Here is a 21068-nt window from a genome sequence, read left to right on the forward strand (position 1 = left end):
GAATGCGGACTTATTAGGCATAGCCTAGTGCGTTCCTTTTAGAAAGAGAATTAATGAGAATTAATGAGACTTAGCAAGACGGATCACGTTCCACGAGGCTTTACCCAAATGGGCTTTTACAATTCCGTCTTCAAGCTTGGCATTGCCACCGTTATGAGGTGTAACCTTTTCACCAGCTGGGCTGTTGGTCGCTTTGAGATCATCATGCTCCAGTACAGTATGCTCGACAATGCGGTAACCCTCAAAACTGCGTACATCTACCGTCAGCTCCAGCGATTCAGACAAGTGACGGTTCACTGCAAAGACCGTCAGCGCGTCTCCCTCTTCATCATAAACTACAGCGCTATCCAGATAAGGAATATCTGTAAAGTCTTTGGAGTCGTATTTTTCGGAGTCCACTACAGGCATCAGCGATATCCCACGACCATAACGGGAGGCATGCAGATACGGATAGAAGATCGTTTGCTTCCACGCTTTTCCGTTATTTTCGGTCATGATTGGTGCAATAACGTTGACCAGTTGAGCCATACAAGCCATTTTTACACGGTCTGCGTGACGCAGGAACGTAATCAACATGCTGCCGACCAACAATGCATCTTCAAAGTTGTAAATATCCTCAAGCTGCGGTGGTGCCACAGACCATGGATCAATTTTTTTGTCCGCATCATTGGAGTGGTACCACACATTCCATTCGTCAAAGCTGAGCATCATTTTTTTCTTGCTGCGTTTCTTCGCTTTGATATAATCACAAGTCGAAATGACTGTACGAATAAAATGATCCATGTCCATAGAACGTGCCAGATAATTAGCCGTATCATTGTCATGGTTGCCGTAGTATTGGTGCAGGGAAATATAGTCAGCTACCTCATACGTATGATCCAGTGTGGTTGCCTCCCATTCCGGGAACGTCGGCATCGTGGAGCTGGAGCTTCCACAGGATACAAGTTCAATGTCAGGGTCAATCAGCCTCATAGCTTTTGCAGATTCTACAGCCAGACGACCATATTCCTCTGCTGTCTTGTGACCAATCTGCCATGGACCGTCCATCTCATTACCAAGACACCAGGTTTTAATCTTATGTGGCTGCTCTACACCGTGACTACGACGTAAATCACTCCAATAGGAGCCACCTGGATGGTTACAATATTCCACCAGATTACGTGCCGCATCAATACCACGCGTACCCAGATTCACCGCCATCATTACTTCGGAGCCAACATCCTGGGCCCATTTAAAAAATTCATTCGTCCCTACTTCATTCGGTTCGACCGTTCTCCACGCCAGCTCTAACTGTCTAGGTCTGGATGCGACAGGGCCAACGCCGTCCTCCCAATTGTAACCGGATACAAAATTACCGCCCGGATAGCGTATAATAGGAACATCTAGTTCTTTTACCAGTTCTTTAACATCATTACGGAAACCGCTTTCATCACTAGTTGAATGAGTAGGCTCATAAATACCACCATATACAGCACGCCCGAGGTGCTCTACAAAAGAACCATAAATGCGTTTATCGACTTCAGCAATACGAAAAGACTTGTCTACGATCATCTTTGCTTTTACAGCTGCTGCCACCTAAACCATCCTCTCTGAATGCGAAAATAAAATTTGTTGTACCTAAAGCTAACAAGCCATTTTATTAACGCTTTCAATATAACACACCATAATCACTATAGTCAACATTATTATTAAATACTTAATATATATATTAAGTATTTAATAATAAAAGATAAGCATTTGGTTACGTATTTCTGAACACTTCATTTTATAAACAAATCTATTTAGCAAATAGCCTCTTTACTAAATCATAATAGTCCTATTGATCGTTTTATTAGAGTAAACGAAGGTGCTTCTTCGAACGATACTGTTTGTCAGAAAGCACCCTCATAATTGGTGTACCATATACATAATAGCCCAATCAAACTGCAATAATAATCTTCACACCTGCATTCTTAGCTTCGTCTTAAGACGAATTCACATAAGCATTGAGCTCTTGTTCAGTCCACACCCTACCAACCTCTAATTCTTTCTCATCCTTTGGTTCATCTCCATCTATTATCGTCGGTTCCTTATTCACTGCTTTACTAATGCACTCGTTGATATTCGAGGCAATCGCCATAATTTCCTCATTAAGACCTTCTGCCTTCTCACGCAAAGCAGTTGATCTTGAAGGGTTAGTGTTCTCCCAACCCTTTGCTTCGCTCCCTAATGTAATTTGTTCCATTTTAGTGATTTTGGGATTCTTCAGTTGGTTGTTTGCTGATACAATATTATGCATCGTATAAGTAATGAGACTTTGCTTATGCTCCTCTGCAGTCTGGTGCGTATATTGTTCCTTCTTATCTTCCTGAGCTTCTTTTTTACTTTCCTCATCCATTCCAAATGCTGCGGCTTGCCTATACTCTTCCTTTCAGCCTGAGGGGGAAGGGAATGCCGTAGTTCAAGTTGGTTGTTATCTTTATCTGAGGTGTGGAACGGCGATTGGTGAGATGATGTAAAAGATACATTCATCTTAAAACCACCATTTCTCTTCTAAATAATAATACTAGAGGTATATCAGATTTTTTTGTATGTTTTTGTATGTTTTTGTATGTTTTTGTATGTTTTATCATCGTTTTTCATATTCGCACATTATCCCATCAATATTGTCTAACTCATATATAAATATATCCATGTAAAGCAAAAAAGCTGAGCTTCTCTCCTAAAGAGAAGCTCAGCTACTCGTTCTGGTGACTAAACTTGCTTTCACCCTATACCCCTACTTAATTCCCGAAATTGTATAATTCTCGATAATATACTTTTGGAAAATAATGAAGATAATCATAATCGGAACGACCATAAAGGTCGAGCCCGCCATTTGCAGGGCAAATTGACTTTCGTTCTGTCCCTTGAGCAGTGATAAACCTACGGACAAGGTGTACAGCTTCTCATCGTTCGAAATAATGAGCGGCCATAAGAAGCTGTTCCATCCACCGATGAAGGTCAGGATCGCCTGTACCGCAATAATCGGCGTCGAAATGGGCAGCACGATTTGTAAAAAAGTGCGGAACTCCCCTGCTCCATCAAGTCGTGTCGCCTCCAGCAGTTCTTCCGGGATATCGGACATGAACTGCCGGAAGAGGAAGATCGCGAACGCGCCCACCAATCCAGGAAGCACAATCCCCAGCATGGAATTGGTCAACCCCATCTGGTTTAGAATCAAATAGACGGGAATCATCGTCACTTGACCTGGAATCATCATGGTTGCCAGCACCAGATAGAACAGGAAACCTTTTCCCTTAAACTGAAATTTGGCAAAACCATAACCCGCCATAGCGTTAAGGAATAATCCGAAGAAGGAAGCTAGGACAATGATCAGCGTATTCGTCAGGTAGGTTCCAAACGCCATGCTATCGAATAGGATTTTAAAATTATCCAGTGTAAAATGCTCCGGCCAGATGGTTGGAGGAATTTTGGTTACCTCGCCCTCTGTCTTAAAGGAGGATAAAATCATCCACGCAAAAGGCAGCACCATCAACAGACCTCCCACAGTCAGGAGAATCGCCACGAACCATTGAAATGTTTTTTCACCACTGCGCGTATTGGCGCGGGCTTGCTGAACAGCTGTTTTCACGCTCATCACCTCTCTCTATCAGGACTCCGCTTTATTTTGCAAACGGAACTGAATCAGCGTTACCGCGATGATCGCGAAGAACAGAATGAACGATCCCGCCGCGGCATACCCGAATTTACTAAATTGGAAGCCGTTATTGTAAATGAACAAGGATGCCGTCAGCGTGCCGTCCAGCGGTTTCCCTTTGGTCATGACAAAAGGTTCCTCGAAAAATTGCAGCCAGCCGATCATCGTCGTGATGGACACGAAGAAAATAGCGTAACGAAGCTGCGGCAGCGTAATATAACGAATTTGCTGCCATGTATTGGCCCCGTCAAGCTGGGCCGCTTCATAATAAGAGCCTGGAATGCCTTTAATAGCCGCAATAAAAATAATCATGTTTAAACCGATGCCCCGCCAAACCGCTAACACAATCAGCGAAATTTTCGCTACTGTTGGATCGGTCAGCCATGGGACGGGACCCAAATTCGCCAGACCAAGTACGTAGTTGAATAATCCAAGCGTCGGATTATACAGATAGCTCCAAACCACTGCGACCGCAACCACATTCGTTACGGACGGCAGATAGAACACGACGCGGAATACTTTGAAAGCACGTGATTTACCCATGTTAATCAGAATCGCGATGCTGAGTGAAAATATCAGCACCAGCGGAACGCCAATGATAACAAAAAACAACGTATTCCCAATGGACTTCAAAAAGGAAGGGTCCAAAAGCACGTTCGTGTAATTTTCCAATCCTATAAAGCGAATACTTTCATAATTAACGAGTCCGGACAGATCCATATCCGTGAAGCTGATCACGAGCGCCAGTAGTATCGGCAATAACGAAAACAGCGTTAACAGGATGATGGAGGGACCGATAAACAAGTATGGCGCAAGCTTCTGCGAGCTTCCTTTCATGCCTTCACTCCCTTTGACAATGACGGATATGGATCATTATTTTTTCATTATACTTGCAGCCTGCTGATTAAAGTCATCCATTTCCTTCTGTACATCGGCATGACCGCGGTAAATACGCTCAAAGCTCTTGATGAATTGTTGAGAAACCTCTTCCCATGCAGCCAGTTGCGGCAATGCTGCGGAATGATCCAGCTGTTTGCGAATCGTCAGAAGCATCGGATCACTCTTCAGTTTGGCATCTTCCCACGATTTAGTAGTCGCAGGCAAGTTACTGGACAGCTCCATCCATTTCAGTTGTGTTTCTGGTTTGCTCATGTAAGCCAGGAATTTGGCCGACTCCTCTGGGTGCTTGCTGAATTTCATAATTGAAAGGTTAGCTCCACCCAAAACGGATAGGTTGTTTACTTTGCCAGGAAGCTCCGCAATATTCCACTTGCCTTCCAGTTCTGGTGCCTTGCTCTTGATTTCTTTAATCATGAAAGGACCGCTGATAAACATTGGAACGATCCCCTCGCCTTGCAAACCTTGAACGGAATCAATTCCAATATCCACTGCGTTAGAGCCATTTTGGAAAAAGGTATTTACATACTTCACAGCATCTACAAACGGTGCTTGGTTGAATAGCGGATTGCCCTGCTCGTCAACCAGCTTGGAACCGTTCTGGAGAGCAAACATAAAGCCCATGGACTGCTCCTTTGCACTAAAGGAGATACCATATTTGCCTTTACCCCGAGCCGCTAGTTTTTGAGCAGCATCAGACAGTTCCTCCCACGTTTTAGGTGCTTCATTGTATCCAACCTGTTTCAGTAGGTCCGAACGATAGAATAAAACTCGCGTTTCAGTGTACCAAGGTACGGCGACCGGTTTAGCTTCAAATTGAGCCGTACTCACAGCGCCCTTGAAGAAATTTTTCGCTTCAAGCTCAGGGTATTTGCTGATGTAAGGCGTGATGTCTGTTAGTGCACCCGCAGATGCTAATTCCGGCACCCATGATGTACCGAGCTGGACAACATCTGGACCTGATTTTGAGGCAACCGCCGTGAGCAATTTGTCGTGAGCGTTATCCCAAGGCAACGCCTGTACATCAACGTGAATATCTGGATTTTCTTTTTCAAAATCTTTTACAATTTCAGGCAGCAACTTCCCTTCCGCTCCCATTCCCCACATGGTGATGGTCGTCTTGCCATTTGCATCTTTGCCCGACGAATCATCCTTGGATGAACAACCTACCAGCGCACCCCCCAGTAATAAGGTGCTTGCCAAAATGATCCCCAATGTTCTTTTCATCATACGAATTCCTCCCGAGATGATCAGTTTACCGATCATGCAATATGATAACGGATTCAAGCACATGAATTTTGCAAAAATTCAATAAGCGACTTCCAATGTCCAAATATTGCAATTTGGAGCGACTAAAATCGAATTTCGCAAAATCCTGATACATGCAAATACATAGCAGTTAAAGCATACCGTTATAACAATTATGTTTAAAGCCTAAGGACCATACTCATCAATAGAAACGTTTCGATAGTCATTATAGAACAAATTGAAACCGTATTCAATAGGGATATTATTTTTTATTTACTTGGAATCGCATCTCTTTTTCATTTATTTCAATCTTTATTACGCTATTTGTCCTATAAAAAACCCCCGTTTTGCATTTGACTCTCTATTTGGAAGCGTATATAATCCAACTGAGTCCAACAATAGAAACGTTTCGATTAATAATACAACAGAAGATTATGCTTCTATACTAGCTATTAGCCTGTTCAGCACTTTTTTGAATCAACTTTATCCAAAAAATCTCATGAATCTGAAAAAGAGAGCTGTTTTACCAACCATACAGCTTACGGAGGATTATGATGGAACAACACCTGAATTCCTATTTACAAAACATGACTCTTGAAGAAAAAGTTGACCAACTGCTTCAGCTTGTGGGTGGCTTTTTTGAAGAAGCGGGTACAGAGGGCCAAATTACTGGGCCTATGGCTTCTCTCGGCATCACAGAGCAAACGGTTCACAACGTTGGTTCCGTGCTCGGCCTTGCAGGAGCCCAGGAAGCAATTCGTGTTCAGCAGGCTCATTTGAGTAAAAACCGTCTGGGTATCCCGCTTTTAATTATGGCAGATATTGTACACGGCTTCAAAACGATTTTCCCTATACCACTGGCTATGGGTTGCTCATGGGATATGGAACTTGCAGAAGAGAGCGCTACTATCGCTGCTCGGGAAGCAGCCGTATCCGGTGTTCACGTCACATTCGCTCCTATGGTCGATCTGGTACGTGACCCACGCTGGGGTCGTGTAATGGAATCTACTGGGGAAGACCCTTATCTCAACAGTCAATTTGCCCGTGCGTTTGTGCGCGGATTTCAGGGTAATGATCTGACGAATGATACCGAGCGGGTAGCCGCATGCGTGAAGCACTTTGCTGCTTATGGAGCCGGTGAAGGCGGACGTGATTACAATACCGTAGATGTATCTGCATGGCAGCTGCGAGAGTATTATCTCCCTTCCTACAAAGCTGCTTTAGATGAAGGCTGCGAAATGGTGATGACGTCCTTCAATACCGTAGAAGGCGTAGCGGCAACGGGCAACAAGCGCCTGATGCGTGATCTGCTTCGTGATGAATGGGGTTTTGACGGTGTACTCATTTCGGATTGGGCCGCGATCAAAGAGCTTATTCCTCACGGCATCGCCGAGGATGAACGGGAGGCAGCAAAAAAAGCATTGCTGGCAGGCGTAGATATTGAAATGATGACCTCCTGCTACAATGGGCACCTGCCTGAGTTGATTCGCAGCGGACAGCTGGATGAAGCGCTCGTTGATGAAGCCGTGATGCGTATATTGAAGCTCAAACAAAAGCTGGGCTTGTTCGAGAATCCGCTACGCGGCGCAGACCCTGAGCGTGAACGTGAAGTGGTATTCTGCGAAGCCCACCGTGCGGTTGCTAAAGAACTAGCCATTAAATCATGCGTGCTGCTCAAAAATGATTCTGTGCTTCCATTGAATCGCAATCAACATATTGCATTGATCGGGCCTTTTGCAGAGAGCGGCGATATTCTGGGCTCTTGGTCATGGAGCGGTTCACAAGAGGAAGCCATTCGTGTTGTTGATGGATTCCAATCGAAAATATCCTCCTCGCTGCTCACGGTAGCGGCAGGATGCTCTGTAGACAACATAACAGAGGAGCAATATGCAGAAGCTCTGCATGCTGCCAGTCAAGCAGAGATCATCGTACTAGCGCTTGGCGAGCGCTCAGATATGAGTGGTGAAGCAGGCAGCCGTTCAAATATTCGCCTGCCGCAGGCTCAATTGGAATTGGTGAAACGCCTGAAGACACTGAACAAGCCCATGGTAGCCGTACTGTTTAATGGTCGTCCATTGGATCTGCACGGCGTCATTGAAGAAGCAGACGCTGTACTGGAAGCCTGGTTCCCTGGTGGCGAAGGCGGCGCGGCAATTGCCGATTTGTTATATGGTGATGCTGAACCTACGGGTCGTCTGACGATGTCCTTCCCGCAATCGGTCGGACAGGTGCCAGTGTATTACAATCATTTTAATACTGGACGTCCGCAGTTAGATCCGAACACAACAGAACGCTACGTGTCTCAATATCTAGACGTACCGAACGAACCTTTATTCCCGTTCGGCTATGGCCTGAGCTACACCGATGTAGCCTATGACAGCTTACAACTTTCAGGCGATACTCTTATTCCCGGTCAAGAACTGACCGTTAGAGTGCAGGTAACGAACACAGGAACACGTCCAGTCGAGGAGACCGTTCAGTTCTATGTCCGTGATATCAGCGGTGATACGGTTCGCCCAATGAAGGAACTGAAAGATTTCTGCAAAATCCTGCTTGCTCCAGGCGAAAGCCGGGAAGTGGAGTTTACAGTGACCGAGCCTCAGCTGCGCTATCATCATGCAGATTTGAGCTTTGACAGTGACAGCGGTGAATTCGCCGTCTTTACAGGACCTAACAGCCGAGATACTACTGAAGGCCGTTTTCGGTTAGTAAAAGAAACAGGAAAGTGAGGCGTTCCCTTTGATGAATACAAGTCTAGACCAAAATATTTTGCTGCGGGCCGGAGACCTGTCTTTTACCTTCTTAAGCAGCGGTGATGTGTACAAGATCGCTCACGGCTCAACGATGATCAACCAACTGTTGACCAATTCAGTCGATGGTTCCCTGAACAATCTGTACTTGAGACTGTATCGTCCTTCCGGCGTAAGCATCACTCCTCTGCTGGGAGTTCGTTCGCCCGGCGTAATCCGACAAACGGATCAGCAGATTATATGGGAAGGTTTCACTGCCGGTGTAGGCTATCAGGTGACCTTCACACTCAGCCGCCTGGGAGTATGGTTCTGGGATGTAACCCTACAGGGCGATGATGTTGAAGCAGATATTGTGTACGGTCAGGATATCGGCATTGCCGATACCGCTGCTGTGCGCAGTAATGAAGCTTATTTGTCTCAATATATTGACCATACTGTCTATCATGATGAACAAAGAGGCTATACCGTTTGCTCACGTCAAAACCAGCCTCAAAGTCAGGCATTCCCATACATTCAACAAGGCTCGTTAACCCGCACTGTTGGTTACTCGACAGACGGATTTCAGTTCTTTGGACTTTCTTACAAGGAAACGAATGAGCCGGAAGCACTGCGCCGCGACACGCTCGCCAATGAAGTGTATCAATACGAATTCGCTTATACGGCGCTGCAATCTGAGCGGGTAAAACTCGCTGGGGAAGCTCGCTTTACGTTTTACGGTCTGTTCCAGCCGAGCCATCCGGCTGCAGTGACGAAGCTGGAGTATCAGGACCTGGTAACCAAAGCACGCGATGAAGTAGCTACCGTTCTAGCGGACGCTTCTGAGACCAGCATACCAGCACACGCGGCAAGTGATCTTCAGGCAGGGCGTGTGGCCCCAGCTCAAACCATCGGTGAACCGCTGCGCACACTGGACTTGACCGATGCCGAAGTGAATCAGCTTTTCCCGAAACGCCAGGAAGAAGAACGGGATGGCGATACACTACTTTCCTTTTTCACGGATAGCTATGAGCATGTCGTACTCAAATCCAAAGAGCTTCGTGTAGAGCGTCCTCACGGACACATTTTAATGGGTGGGCATTACTCTGGAGGTAAGGAAGAAACCATTACAACCACTTCCTATATGTACGGGGTATTCAATTCCCAGCTCGTGATCGGCAATACGAATTTCAACAAAATGATCACCAACGTTCGTAATGCGCTCAACATTCCTAAGACATCCGGTCAACGTATCTACGTCGGAATTCAAGGAAAATATCGCCTGCTCACCATGCCTTCCCTGTTTGAGATTGGCTTTAATTATGTGCGCTGGTATTACAAAACGGCTGACGATACATTCATTATTACAAACCATACGAATGCTGATAGCCCAGAAGTGCGGCTTCACATGCGCTCGGCAAGTGGTAAAGCCTATCCATTCCTGATCACTCAGCAAATGTGTATGCATGTGAACGAATATGAGCTTCCGTTTCATATGGAACGCGAAGGTGACGACCTGCTCTTTAGAGCTGATTCCGCTCCCCTGAGCGCCGAGGCCTATCCCGACCTGCTTTACCGAATGCACGTAGAGGGCGCTCCATTACAGCATGTGAGCGACGCTCAAGCACTGCTACAGGGTGGAGCCTCTCCTGATGCATCCCTGGTCGTTTTGGAACTGGGCGACAGCAGCGAATGGACCTGCACTGTACAAGGTTGGTTGCATGGCCGTTCGACCGGGAAGGACCGAGCACACAAGGAGCTACACGCCTCCTTTGAAGATGAGCGCGAGCGCTACCGGGAGTATTTTGCCGAGCTTATGAATGGCTTCCATCTGACGCTTGGCCAACAGGAAACCAGCGAGCTATTCCGTGTGAACGCAGTGGCCTGGTGGTACACCCACAACATGCTCGTCCACTACTCTGTGCCTCACGGTCTGGAGCAATACGGCGGAGCAGCCTGGGGAACACGTGATGTATGTCAGGGGCCTGTCGAATATTTTTCGGCAGTGCAAAATTTTGATGAGGTTCGTTCCATTTTGCTAACTGTATTCAGCCATCAGTATGAAGACAGCGGAAACTGGCCGCAATGGTTTATGTTTGACAACTATACTCACGTGCAGCAAGAAGAAAGCCATGGGGATATTATCGTTTGGCCGCTCAAGGTACTGGGCGATTATTTGACCGCTACCCGTGATTACAGTATTCTGGGAGAAAATGTGCCTTACACCCATCGGCATACTTTCGATTATACCAAGCAGACTGCGACCCTTATGGAACATGCCCTGAAGGAAATCGAATATATTCGAGAGAATTTCCTGCATGATACGTACTTATCGGCTTATGGCGATGGCGATTGGGATGACACTCTCCAGCCAGCCAATGCGCAACTGAAGCAATACATGGCGAGCAGTTGGACGGTTGCACTCACCTACCAAGTGATTCGTAACTTTGCTGCTGCGTTGGAGCAAGCTCCAGCAAATGTAGTAAGCGAAGCGGATAAGATTGCACAAGATTTACATCAGATGGCGAACGGCATCCGTAAAGACTTCAATCGCTACATGCTGGAGAGCGGAATTATTCCAGGCTTTGTATATATGGAAGAGCCCGGTCAACCCAAGCTCATGCTCCATCCGTCCGACACCGAGACGGGAATCCACTACCGTTTGCTGCCGATGACACGCAGCATGATCAGCCAGTTGCTCACGCCTGAGCAAGCATTGGCTCATGAGCAGCTCATCCGCGAGCAGTTCCTCTGCCCGGATGGTGTGCGTCTGATGAACCGCCCTGCTCAATATGATGGCGGTGTGAGTTCGCACTTCAAGCGCGCAGAGCAAGCGGCCAACTTTGGACGTGAGGTCGGGCTGCAATATGTGCACGCTCATATCCGCTTTGTGGAAGCCATGGCCAAGTTAGGACGCAAGGATGACGCTTGGCACAGCCTGAAGCTCATCAATCCGGTCGGCATCCGTGCAACCGTACCGAATGCCGAATGGCGCCAAAGCAACGCGTATTTCAGCAGCTCGGACGGTAAATTTAACACCCGCTATGAAGCACAGGAACGGTTTGGCGAACTGCGGGAAGGAGCCGTACCCGTCAAGGGTGGCTGGAGAATCTATTCCAGCGGTCCGGGAATCTACATGAATCAGCTCATATCGAATGTCCTTGGTATTCGTCAGTCAGGCGAGGACCTGATCCTGGACCCTGTGCTGCCGGACGATCTCGACGGATTGGAATTTAAATTTTCCTTTGCAGGAAAGCCAATCACCTTCGTCTACCGCATGCTGCAAGAGCATACGAGCGGTGAGCAAGGCCGTGCAGTATTGAACGGTGCCCCTCTGGAAAGTGAGCCAGCTGATGATAATCGCTATCGTTCCGGTGCCTTGCGCATCAAACGTGAGGCTTTCGAGCAGGCGTTAGTAGAACATGATGGTGTACACCGTCTGGAGATTATTTTATAAATCGAATGATGCATAAGCAAAATCAGGTATAGGCAACAAAGGAATGGCGATCTTGCGGGATCGCCCTTTGCTGCTTGCATGTAGAGCTACGACATTTTGAATAGCTATGTGGTTAATAATCCATATACAATAGCACATATAAGACGAACACAAGGAGGTGACGTTGTGGTCAGCATTAAAGATATCGCCAAACAGGCGGGCGTTTCCATATCTACCGTTTCATATGCTTTGAACGGTAGCGATAAGGTAACAGAAGAGACTTGCGCACGTATTTTGGCCATTGCCAAAGAGCTTAACTATGTGCCCAATGCCGCCGCACGGAATCTCAAGAAAAGGCAGACCAAAATTATTGGCGTATTCCTGACTGATTTTCGCGGAGACGTTTATGGAGATTTGCTGTACGGCATCAAGGAAATTTTGAACCGCAAGGGCTATGACCTCATTGTCTGCAGCGGCAAGCAATCACATCGAATGCTGCCAGAACGCATGATTGACGGTGCCATCGTACTGGATCAGACGTTTGATAGTCAGGAGTTGCTGAACTACGCCGAGCGCGGACATAAAATTGTCGTATTGGACCGCGAACTGAATCATCCTAACATTAACCAGGTGTTGCTGGATAACAAAGCAGGTGCCGCGCTCGCCATAGAGCATCTATTGGAATTGGGACACCGCAAGCTATATGTTGTGACCGGACCAGAAGGTTCTTATGATTCCTGGCAGCGAATGCAGGCGGTCAAGCAGACCATTGAGCGTAGCGGCGTCGCCGAGATGATTGAAATTGACGGCAATTTCGAGAAATCGGGCGGTGAGCAGGCGGCTGAGATCATTTTACAGCAGCAGGCTCGCCCAGATTCGGAACCTGTAGCTGTATTTTGTCTCAATGATGAAATGGCCGTAGGCTTTTACAATCGAATGGCTCAGTCAGAGCTTACCATTGGCAAGGATATTCATATCGTCGGCTTTGATAATATCGAGCTGGCGCAATATATTCAGCCCCGGCTGACAACGATAGACTACTCCAAGCGCAAATGGGGCGCTGTAGCCGCTGAACAGGTTCTCAAAATCATTGCCGGGGAAGACGTGGAGCATGAACGGTTGTACGTTACGCTTGTCCAAAGAGAATCGGCAGGCGCGGCGCTCATCACCCAAGACCAGCAGGAGCACTAATGAATCGTACAGAAGTGCCCCCACCTACCCACTTCCAAAAAAAAGAACTTCCACTGTCCCAAAATGGGTAGGAAGTTCTTTTAGCTATACTTATTTAACCTAACAAAACCTCAAGTAAATTCGCCAACGACCGTAAGGGATTGGCAATCGTCCGCCCTGTCTCCAGCTCCACCTGCAACGCAGCATCAACCATCGATAACTGTGCTACAGCCAGCCCTCTGCTGGGATCAGTCTTCCTCAATTCATGCAATGAACGAACCAGCAATTCCTCATACTCATCTTTACGTCCCTGCATAATCAGTTCAAAAGCGCCCTCCACCACCTTGACCTCTATTAAAGAAGAGAGGTCCGGCTTGCCTAATAGATTGGCCGTATGATAAAGACGCTTCATCGTGCCCTCTACGGTAGCCGGATTCGTGAATACCAAGGTTCGTGGCAGCAAATCATCACACATCTCATGAAATAGAGGCTCATCCAGTGCGACAATTGGTGTGGGCATTGACCCTTGAGCCTTCTCCGCCAAAGCAATATAATTCGTACACGTTATCAAAATAACGTCTAGATCGCTTTGAGACATCCAGCTCAGCTGCTCTTCTACCTTGCGACTGGCATCATCTGAAGAAAAATGCGGATCCGACGATACCCGGCGCATAAGTCCCGGTTCCACAAAATGTACCAGCTCCACCTCATAAGAAGCAAAAGCTCGTTCCACATAGGCAATGTTCGAATGATGCGCATGCAGGCAACCCACACGTTGCTTCAAGTCTTCCACCGTCCAACCCCCTGATATGTTTGCCCCATTTTAACAGGAACCTGACGGTCTGGACAGTGCCAATCAGATCACACGACGAGAGCGTATTCTTTAAAATTTACCGTTCGTATTTTTCCACTCTGTTTTAGCTGGAATCTCCTGAACTACATCCCAATGCTCGGCTATTTTGCCGTTCTCCACACGGAACAGATCATAGACAGCGGCTGAGATTCCCTTAGGAGATTTCAGTTCACTTACAACCAGCACGAAGTTGCCTTCTCCAAGAACCATATGCACCTGATCATATCCAATAGAAGCTCCTTGACCCGTAGCGGATAATGCTTGCTTCAGACTGGATACACCGTCACCAAAAAGAGGATTATGCTGAATGTACTGATCCCCATTATAATAGCTTTCCAATGCTGCACGATTTTTGCCAACCAGCACATCATCTACAAACTTGCGGATCAGCGTCTTGTTTGTCTCGGTTTGGTTGAGATCCGTGACTTGTGTTGTTCCGTCAATCATGGTATGTCCACTTGGATTGGTTGGAGCCGAGTCCTGCATGTTATCCCAATGCTCAACAATTTTACCATTGCTATCGAAGCGGAAAATATCAAAAGCAATGCTCGTTTTCCCTGCAATAGACTTTTTATAATGTACTGCTACATCATTGCCATCCTGAATAACCCGCTGGACTTCAACCAGCACATTGGCTCCCTTGGATTGGCTAATCCCTTGCAAAAAGGCATCTCTCCCGCTAGCAAAGCTCGGATTATGCTGAATGTACTGATCTTTGCTGATCCAAGCCTCAGCTGCTTTCGTATCGCCCGTTTCAAAGCTCTTCAGAATCTCTACAACCTTATCCTTATTACTCACCCCGATTTGCAAGGTCTGGCTGGCCGGGTCCCAAATCACTTGCTTGCCCCACGCTTCTTTGACGACATCAACTGGTACATAGGTTACCCCTTGCTTGGTCAAAATGGTCGAGGTGGACAGTGGTACCTTAATCCCGTTGATTTGCGCTTCCGGACTGCCTGATACCAGTACAACCGTCGCTTGATCATAACGAATCGTCGTACTTTGACGCGCCGTATTGAATGTAATATGCTTGGCGTCCAGCGGAATTCCTAAACTAGTAGCCAATTGTCTCAGGGGGATCAACACCTGCTTATTTCTCACGATAGGCGCAATTTTGTAAGCCTCCTTCTTGCCATCTACCCAAACCTGGATACCCGTAGTAGGTTTTACGTCGGCTGCTAAAGCCGGTACAGCAGAAGACAGAACGAGCAAGCCAGCAAGTGCAGCAGTAACCGTATGTTTTTTCATGAATGTAAGCCCCTCTCAACCTGTAAAATAGAGTATGGAACGCAATTTCTCTTTATGTAACTAATGTGGTTGCAGTTAACTACGAAGGTATGAACTCTTCCCCACCTATCTAACTTTAAACCCCATTTAAATCATTTGAAACCTTATTAACCCTCCTTTGAATTTTTATACTTATGACCGTTGTCATGCAAGTCACAAACCTTCGAATAAAGGATATGGAAAGCAATAACAATGTATGATCATCCTCATCATTTTATTATAAATAACATGTACTAATGAAGTTAGCTCAAAAAAAGCGGCTCCTATCACCAAGCGAATGGACGTTTTTTGAATAGAAAGCCGCTGTTACCTCATTCATATTGTTATACAGATAACGTCCTCCGAAACTTGATAAAGCTCCCAATTCGCCAGATTGAGATATATACCAGCGCCATCGTAATGGCCAGCATGCTAATTTCGGTCGTACCCAAACTACTGAGGTATTGAGTCAGAACAACCCGAATCAAAATAATAGCGATAATAATATACTTAAAATATTGGTTCGGCTTGGGATAGATGAGACCGTCATCTCGTCTTTCATACGCCGTATGCAGCAAAATAACGTAGCCAAACAGAGCCCCTAATAACCCAGCAACCAGCAGCTCCCAAAAGGCGGGAGGCGCGTACGTTTGACCAGGAATATGCATCAATTGATATACCGATATCATCATAGCTGGGAAAGCGATAAACATAGGAAGCAAAATCCGAAATCCTTTTCCCTTTACCGGGCCCCTTCGTCTTTTGGTTCTCAACCAAATCATCAGACCCACCAGAACAGCCATCAATGCATAGATAAAGATTGTCGCCATGGTGAAATTCCTTTCTAATATAGAGTCATTTATCCTAAGTTAAATCGACAGTTTTTTCTCCAGCAAATAAGCGTTCAAGCGGATCAATGCATATGCAGCAACCCAACTAATCAACACCGCAACCGGAAAATGCCAGGTAAAAGGAAACCACTGTCCGTTGTGAACATGATGAAACTGCTCATAAATCCGCTGATCGCCTGACCAATAAAAGACGCTTCCTCCACCCATCAAAAGAATCCACAGGATTGGGCTAAGCGGCCGCAAGGTGCTGTATTTGGTACTGGCCGTCAGCAGACCCAGCGCAATAACCAACGGCGTAAAGGCGATAATCATTACAAACCAGTTTAAGCCGGCTATCATAAAAGACGCTGCATCCGCAAACGTATAAGCCTGTATGGTCGATGAGATAAACAGCGCGTATAGAGAACCTACTACAAACAAGAGCAATATCACGACAATGGTTTGTAAAATAGCAGCAATCCATTTGGCGCTAATTAGCCACATACGCGGATAGGGAAGGGTCAGCCACCATCCGTAGGTGTCATTTTCCCATTCTCTTCTCAGCATTCCCACACCCATGAAAACAATCATGTACGGCAAGCCCAGGGTGACGTACCACAGCCTTGTCAATTCGAGTTGGTTGTGAAGAGCGAAGTACAAGGAAATCGCGAACGCTGCAATTAGAAATAGTGAGAAATATACAAGTCTCCACGATCTGGGCAGTCGATTGCGGCTTTGCTTTCTCCAGCTTCCTTTATTTCGAAATTCATGGCGTATTAAATCTTTGAACAGCCCGGATGAATTCACGCCTTCCACTCCCTTTTGTACAAATTGCGGAACACCTGGTTCAGCGAGCCATGCTCTGCACGCAGATCATCCGATTCACCAGACCATATCACTCGCCCGCGGTCCATCATGACCGTGTAATCAAACAAGCCTTCCACTTCCTGAATATCATGTGTGCTAATGAGTATAGATTGTTGCCGATCCTCCAAATAATCAATAATCCCAGCTACGATCGCTTCTCTAGAGAGGACATCAATGCCTACAAAAGGTTCATCCAGGATCATAAGCGGTACTTCTCGTGCCAGGCACAGAATCAGCAGCACACGCGCCTCCTGTCCGCGACTCAACCCGGCCATCTTTAGCTCCAATTCCACATCCATATGGTCAGCAAGTTTATAGGCATCCTTTAGATTGAAGCCAGGCAAAAAGGACTTCCCCCATTCCAGCGTCTGCTGAACTGTATGATTGGGATACCAGCGTGCCCGGTCAGGAAGATAGGATATATTCCGGTTGGTTTCCCAGCCAGGCTGTTGGCCCAGCACCTGAAGCTCGCCCCCGTCCGGCTGAATTAACCCCGTGATGGCTCGAAAGAGGCTGGACTTCCCGCAGCCATTGGGCCCAAGCACACCTACAATACGTCCTGCTGGAATGACGACATCCAGTTGGTCCAATGCTTTTTTATTTCCATATTGCTTCATCAGTTGCTTTGCGGTTACCACAGACTCCGTCATGCCTTTTCGCCTCCTTCCTTGTGATCTCCGTCCTGTCGGCTTCTTATATATTGCTGTACATCTTCCCAGGATAATCCCAGGCTGCTCATCTGTCCGAGAAACTGTTCGATATACGACATAGCCAATTGTTCCCGAAAGCTGGCAATCCGCTCACTGGACGAAGTTACATACGTACCCAGACCGCGTCGCTTCTCAGTCAATCCGTCCCGTTCCAGCTCCTGATACGCCCGCATCACGGTATTCGGATTCATACGCAATTCCTGCGCCAGATCACGCACAGATGGCATTTTGCTTCCCATTTCAATCTCTCCTTTAGCAATGGAGCTTCGTACTTGATTTAATATTTGTTCATATAATGGCTGGCTAAAGTCTATTAAAAATCGGAACGAGCCAACCCGTTGTTCTTCCATGGGTGTTTCCCCCTAATTCGGCTGTATCTATCGTGCCTTTAGTGTATTATATCACTTAATACACGTAATACAATAGCAATTCGTTAAAATGCTAGTCCTGCCATCCAAATTCCATTCAGTAAATGCTCAGCTTGCGCTCAGATAGCATTCAAGTTAATCCCTTATGATGTATCACGTACCAAACAAACCATAAACGAAAGGTGGAAAATGAAGATGAAGAGCACCAAGAAAGCAATTTTGGCCGGAACGATGGCGTTGGCATTTTTAGGAGGCGGAGCGCTGTACTCCACAGGCGCAGCCCATGCTGCTTCAACTACACCTGAGAAGGCTCCTACTGCAAGCAAAGCACAGGCACCTAAGGGAAACCCTGGCGATGCTAACGGTCCACAAATCGCAGGAGGAAACTATGCTGAGAACAAGGCTCTCCTGAAACTATTGAAATTGTCCTCCAGTCAGTTGGATACACAGTTGAAGGCTGGTAAATCCCTTGCTACGATCGCCAAAGCACAAGGCGTGAGCGTAAACTCCGTAATTGATGTGATGGTTTCGGATATGAAGTCAAAACTCGCTACGGAAAAACAAAATGGCAAGATTACCGCAAGCGAATATAATCAGCGTGTTTCCAATCTGAAGCAAATGATTACCGATATGGTGAATGGCGTTAAGCCCTCTAAGCCACCAGTAGACGGGGCTAAAGGAGAAGCAGGTAAAGCTCCAGCTAAAACAGATGCGGCTAAGGCACCTGCTAAGCCAAATGCAGCTCAAGCCTCTGCTAAGCAAAAATAGCTACAGCTTCTGTTTTCCAAAAGCTGTAGCTCGATAAGTCACATTCATAAGAACCATTTGTTAATCTGACACAGCCACTCCACAATAATAAATCTCCATCCGGCCTCCCTGTACGGATCGAGAATGAATAAGCCTGCCCTCTGCTACGATACAACAGAAGAGGACAGGCTTATTTTTCATGTACTTGATACAATATGTGGTAAACTAACTTAAGCCAGAGATCACACTTTTTATCCTGATTCAGCAAAAGGAGTATGTAATGAAAATAAATAAACAGGAATTTCATGTACAAGGAGTAAGCTATATCATTAGATCGGCTATGATTCAAGATGCGATGAATTTGTCTGAAATCCGCTTACGGATGGATGGAGAGACTGAAAATTTAGACAGAGAAAAGGGAGAAGCATTCATAAGTACATCCGGTTTTGAACAGCTTATTAAAGCCGATACAGAGCACGCCAAAAATCTATTTTTAGTTGCGGTCGTTCATGATAAAGTCGTTGGATTTTCAAGATGTGAAGGTCATGTTCTGCGTCGATTCGCTCATAAAGTTGAATTCGGTGTGTGTGTACTAAAGGATTTCTGGGGGTATGGAATCGGGACGAATCTTTTGAAAGAGTCTATTTCCTGGGCAGACTCTAACGGCATCCAGAAAATGAGCCTACAAGTTCTAGAAACCAATAATAAAGCCATTGAACTTTATAAAAAGCATGGATTTGAAATCGAAGGGTTATTAAAAAACGACAAGATTCTCTCAGATGGTCAATACTACAACACCATAATCATGGGAAGATTCCATAACTAAAAAAGATCCTGTTCCACAGGATCTTCCATCATTTCGAGGCGATATTGGCCCTAGTAGCGATAATCATCGTAGGGATTGCGATTACGATAATGGTCTCGCGGCTGTTGGGCTGCGGTAATCATCAAAAATATGCCTGAGAGCAGGTGCATTAACCAGCCTACAAATGGAATCCACCCAACAACCGAGGTCACAATCCCTAAAATAGATCCATAATAAGTCTCTTTATTAGTCACCGATAGTACCAACGTAACAATGTGGAAAATCAACATAAAGAACAATACAGTATACGCAGAATTTATGACGAGCAACCCGCCCAAAACAGGAATAGCAAAAAATAGCTCCAATCCGCCCGTAATCCATTTTAATGTTTTTGATGGTGTCATTGTTCCACTCTCCCAATGCTGTTTCATTCCATAAGTATATCCTATCCCCATGCAGGATGACATACATATTTTACTAATTTTATACTTGTATAGCGACGACCTCACCCCTTTTTCGAATGAGCTAAGCCCTGACTACATATATGTGAGAGAGAACGAAATTTCGTGATTTTTAAAGGGGGGAGCATCATGGGATATTATATTGAAGTGGAACGTGGCGTTAAGCTGTATGTAGAAGATATAGGAGAAGGCATCCCTGTTATGATGGTGCACGGCTGGCCACTGGACCATCGAATGTACGAATACCAGGTTGCCCTGTTGCCTGCTTACGGATACCGCTGTATTCAAGTAGATCTTAGGGGGTTCGGGAAGTCTGATCGACCATGGCATGGCTACAATTATGATCGACTGGCAGACGATCTCCTGGCTGTTATACAGGCCCTTCAATTAAGCCATATACGGCTAATCGGTTTTTCTATGGGGGGAGCAATTGTCACGCGCTACATGAGCAGACATAGGGGATGGGGTGTTGATCAGCTAATTTTGATCGGAGCTGCCACGCCTCGGTTTACCCCAACCAGCGACTTTCCTTACGGCACTCCTGTCGCAGAGGTAGATAAACTCATCACACAAGCCTATACAGATCGTCCGCAACTGGTAACATCATTTGGCGAAATGTTGTTCGCCAAACCCGTCAGCCAGAGTTTACGTGACTGGTTACGTGATCAGGGCTTTGCGGCTTCGGTTCATAGCATGGCTTGTACTTTGTATTCACTGCGTGACTCTGATTTACGGCCCGATTTGCCATGTATACACGTGCCTACGTGGATTCTACACGGCAAGCTGGATCGGGTCTGCCCTTTCCCTCTAGCGCTCCAAACTCAAAAAGGAATTGCCGGCTCCAGGCTTATTCCTTTCGAACGAAGTGGTCACGGTGTATTTTATGAGGCACTACCTGAATTTAATTCCACCTTACTGAGCATACTATCCCCATCCTCTATACACCCTAATTGAAAGCCTGTTCTCAGAAAAACAAAAAAGACGCCTCAGCGCCGTTATGGCTAT

18 protein-coding genes are annotated in these 21068 nt (G+C 46.2%); 6 read left to right on the forward strand and 12 right to left on the reverse strand.

Annotation, left to right across the window (positions count from 1 at the left end):
• Window positions 1–60: 60 nt before the first annotated feature.
• The 5 genes from arfA to HFD99_RS17390 form a co-directional block, all read right to left on the reverse strand.
• Window positions 61–1575 (reverse strand): arabinosylfuranosidase ArfA, encoded by a 1515-nt coding sequence (gene arfA / locus HFD99_RS17370; RefSeq protein ID WP_016820228.1) that lies wholly within the window; start codon window positions 1573–1575, stop codon window positions 61–63.
• A gap of 388 nt (window positions 1576–1963) precedes the next feature.
• Window positions 1964–2377: a hypothetical protein gene (locus HFD99_RS17375; RefSeq protein WP_225164835.1), complete on the reverse strand. Its 414-nt coding sequence runs from the start codon at window positions 2375–2377 to the stop codon at window positions 1964–1966.
• Between the two features lie 381 nt (window positions 2378–2758).
• On the reverse strand, window positions 2759–3613 hold the full coding sequence (locus HFD99_RS17380) for a carbohydrate ABC transporter permease (protein WP_025363777.1): 855 nt from the start codon (window positions 3611–3613) through the stop codon (window positions 2759–2761).
• A gap of 18 nt (window positions 3614–3631) precedes the next feature.
• Window positions 3632–4516: a carbohydrate ABC transporter permease gene (locus HFD99_RS17385; RefSeq protein ID WP_025363776.1), complete on the reverse strand. Its 885-nt coding sequence runs from the start codon at window positions 4514–4516 to the stop codon at window positions 3632–3634.
• A gap of 36 nt (window positions 4517–4552) precedes the next feature.
• Window positions 4553–5806 carry a sugar ABC transporter substrate-binding protein gene (locus HFD99_RS17390; RefSeq protein WP_025363775.1) on the reverse strand — a complete coding sequence of 418 codons (1254 nt, stop codon included), beginning with the start codon at window positions 5804–5806 and terminating at the stop codon, window positions 4553–4555.
• 572 nt (window positions 5807–6378) lie between these two features.
• On the opposite strand from HFD99_RS17390, the gene bglX reads away from it, so the two are divergent.
• The 3 genes from bglX (at window position 6379) to HFD99_RS17405 (ending at window position 13177) form a co-directional block, all read left to right on the forward strand.
• A complete protein-coding gene (bglX, locus tag HFD99_RS17395) occupies window positions 6379–8553 on the forward strand; it encodes a beta-glucosidase BglX (RefSeq protein ID WP_025363774.1) in 2175 nt (724 codons plus the stop codon).
• Window positions 8554–8566: 13 nt separating this feature from the next.
• On the forward strand, window positions 8567–12007 hold the full coding sequence (locus tag HFD99_RS17400) for a GH36-type glycosyl hydrolase domain-containing protein (protein ID WP_167440963.1): 3441 nt from the start codon (window positions 8567–8569) through the stop codon (window positions 12005–12007).
• A 165-nt stretch (window positions 12008–12172) separates the two neighbouring features.
• On the forward strand, window positions 12173–13177 hold the full coding sequence (locus tag HFD99_RS17405) for a LacI family DNA-binding transcriptional regulator (RefSeq protein WP_025363772.1): 1005 nt from the start codon (window positions 12173–12175) through the stop codon (window positions 13175–13177).
• A 94-nt stretch (window positions 13178–13271) separates the two neighbouring features.
• Here HFD99_RS17405 and HFD99_RS17410 read toward each other — a convergent pair whose 3' ends face one another.
• The 6 genes from HFD99_RS17410 to HFD99_RS17435 form a co-directional block, all read right to left on the reverse strand.
• Window positions 13272–13949, reverse strand: a complete 678-nt coding sequence (locus HFD99_RS17410) for a hypothetical protein (RefSeq protein ID WP_080690709.1) — start codon at window positions 13947–13949, stop codon at window positions 13272–13274.
• A 90-nt stretch (window positions 13950–14039) separates the two neighbouring features.
• The gene (locus HFD99_RS17415) at window positions 14040–15257 is read right to left on the reverse strand and encodes a stalk domain-containing protein (protein ID WP_025363770.1); all 1218 of its coding nucleotides are present in this window, start codon (window positions 15255–15257) and stop codon (window positions 14040–14042) included.
• A gap of 362 nt (window positions 15258–15619) precedes the next feature.
• Window positions 15620–16105: a cytochrome c biogenesis protein CcdC gene (locus tag HFD99_RS17420; RefSeq protein ID WP_017425683.1), complete on the reverse strand. Its 486-nt coding sequence runs from the start codon at window positions 16103–16105 to the stop codon at window positions 15620–15622.
• 39 nt (window positions 16106–16144) lie between these two features.
• Window positions 16145–16912, reverse strand: coding sequence for an ABC-2 transporter permease (locus HFD99_RS17425; RefSeq protein WP_017425682.1), 768 nt, complete (start codon window positions 16910–16912; stop codon window positions 16145–16147).
• Window positions 16909–17622 carry an ABC transporter ATP-binding protein gene (locus HFD99_RS17430; RefSeq protein WP_039276627.1) on the reverse strand — a complete coding sequence of 238 codons (714 nt, stop codon included), beginning with the start codon at window positions 17620–17622 and terminating at the stop codon, window positions 16909–16911. The genes HFD99_RS17425 and HFD99_RS17430 overlap by 4 nt, the downstream gene beginning before the upstream one ends.
• Entirely contained in the window at window positions 17619–18032 is a 414-nt protein-coding gene (locus tag HFD99_RS17435; protein WP_039276624.1) for a GntR family transcriptional regulator, read from the reverse strand. Before HFD99_RS17435 ends, HFD99_RS17430 begins: the two co-directional genes overlap by 4 nt.
• Before the next feature lie 213 nt (window positions 18033–18245).
• Here HFD99_RS17435 and HFD99_RS17440 point away from each other — a divergent pair, with 213 nt between their 5' ends.
• Both HFD99_RS17440 and HFD99_RS17445 read left to right on the forward strand, forming a co-directional pair.
• On the forward strand, window positions 18246–18818 hold the full coding sequence (locus HFD99_RS17440; RefSeq protein WP_025363769.1) for a hypothetical protein: 573 nt from the start codon (window positions 18246–18248) through the stop codon (window positions 18816–18818).
• 259 nt (window positions 18819–19077) lie between these two features.
• On the forward strand, window positions 19078–19623 hold the full coding sequence (locus HFD99_RS17445; protein ID WP_025363768.1) for a GNAT family N-acetyltransferase: 546 nt from the start codon (window positions 19078–19080) through the stop codon (window positions 19621–19623).
• A 50-nt stretch (window positions 19624–19673) separates the two neighbouring features.
• On the opposite strand, the gene HFD99_RS17450 is transcribed toward HFD99_RS17445, so the two are convergent.
• Complete coding sequence (locus tag HFD99_RS17450) at window positions 19674–20006, reverse strand: hypothetical protein (protein ID WP_016820215.1); 333 nt, start codon at window positions 20004–20006, stop codon at window positions 19674–19676.
• 186 nt (window positions 20007–20192) lie between these two features.
• Between HFD99_RS17450 and HFD99_RS17455 the strand changes: the two genes are divergently transcribed.
• On the forward strand, window positions 20193–21017 hold the full coding sequence (locus HFD99_RS17455) for an alpha/beta fold hydrolase (RefSeq protein ID WP_025363767.1): 825 nt from the start codon (window positions 20193–20195) through the stop codon (window positions 21015–21017).
• The last annotated feature ends 51 nt before the right edge of the window (window positions 21018–21068 follow it).

It is taken from the genome of Paenibacillus sp. EKM301P (genome assembly GCF_011800295.1).
GTDB lineage: Bacteria > Bacillota > Bacilli > Paenibacillales > Paenibacillaceae > Paenibacillus > Paenibacillus polymyxa.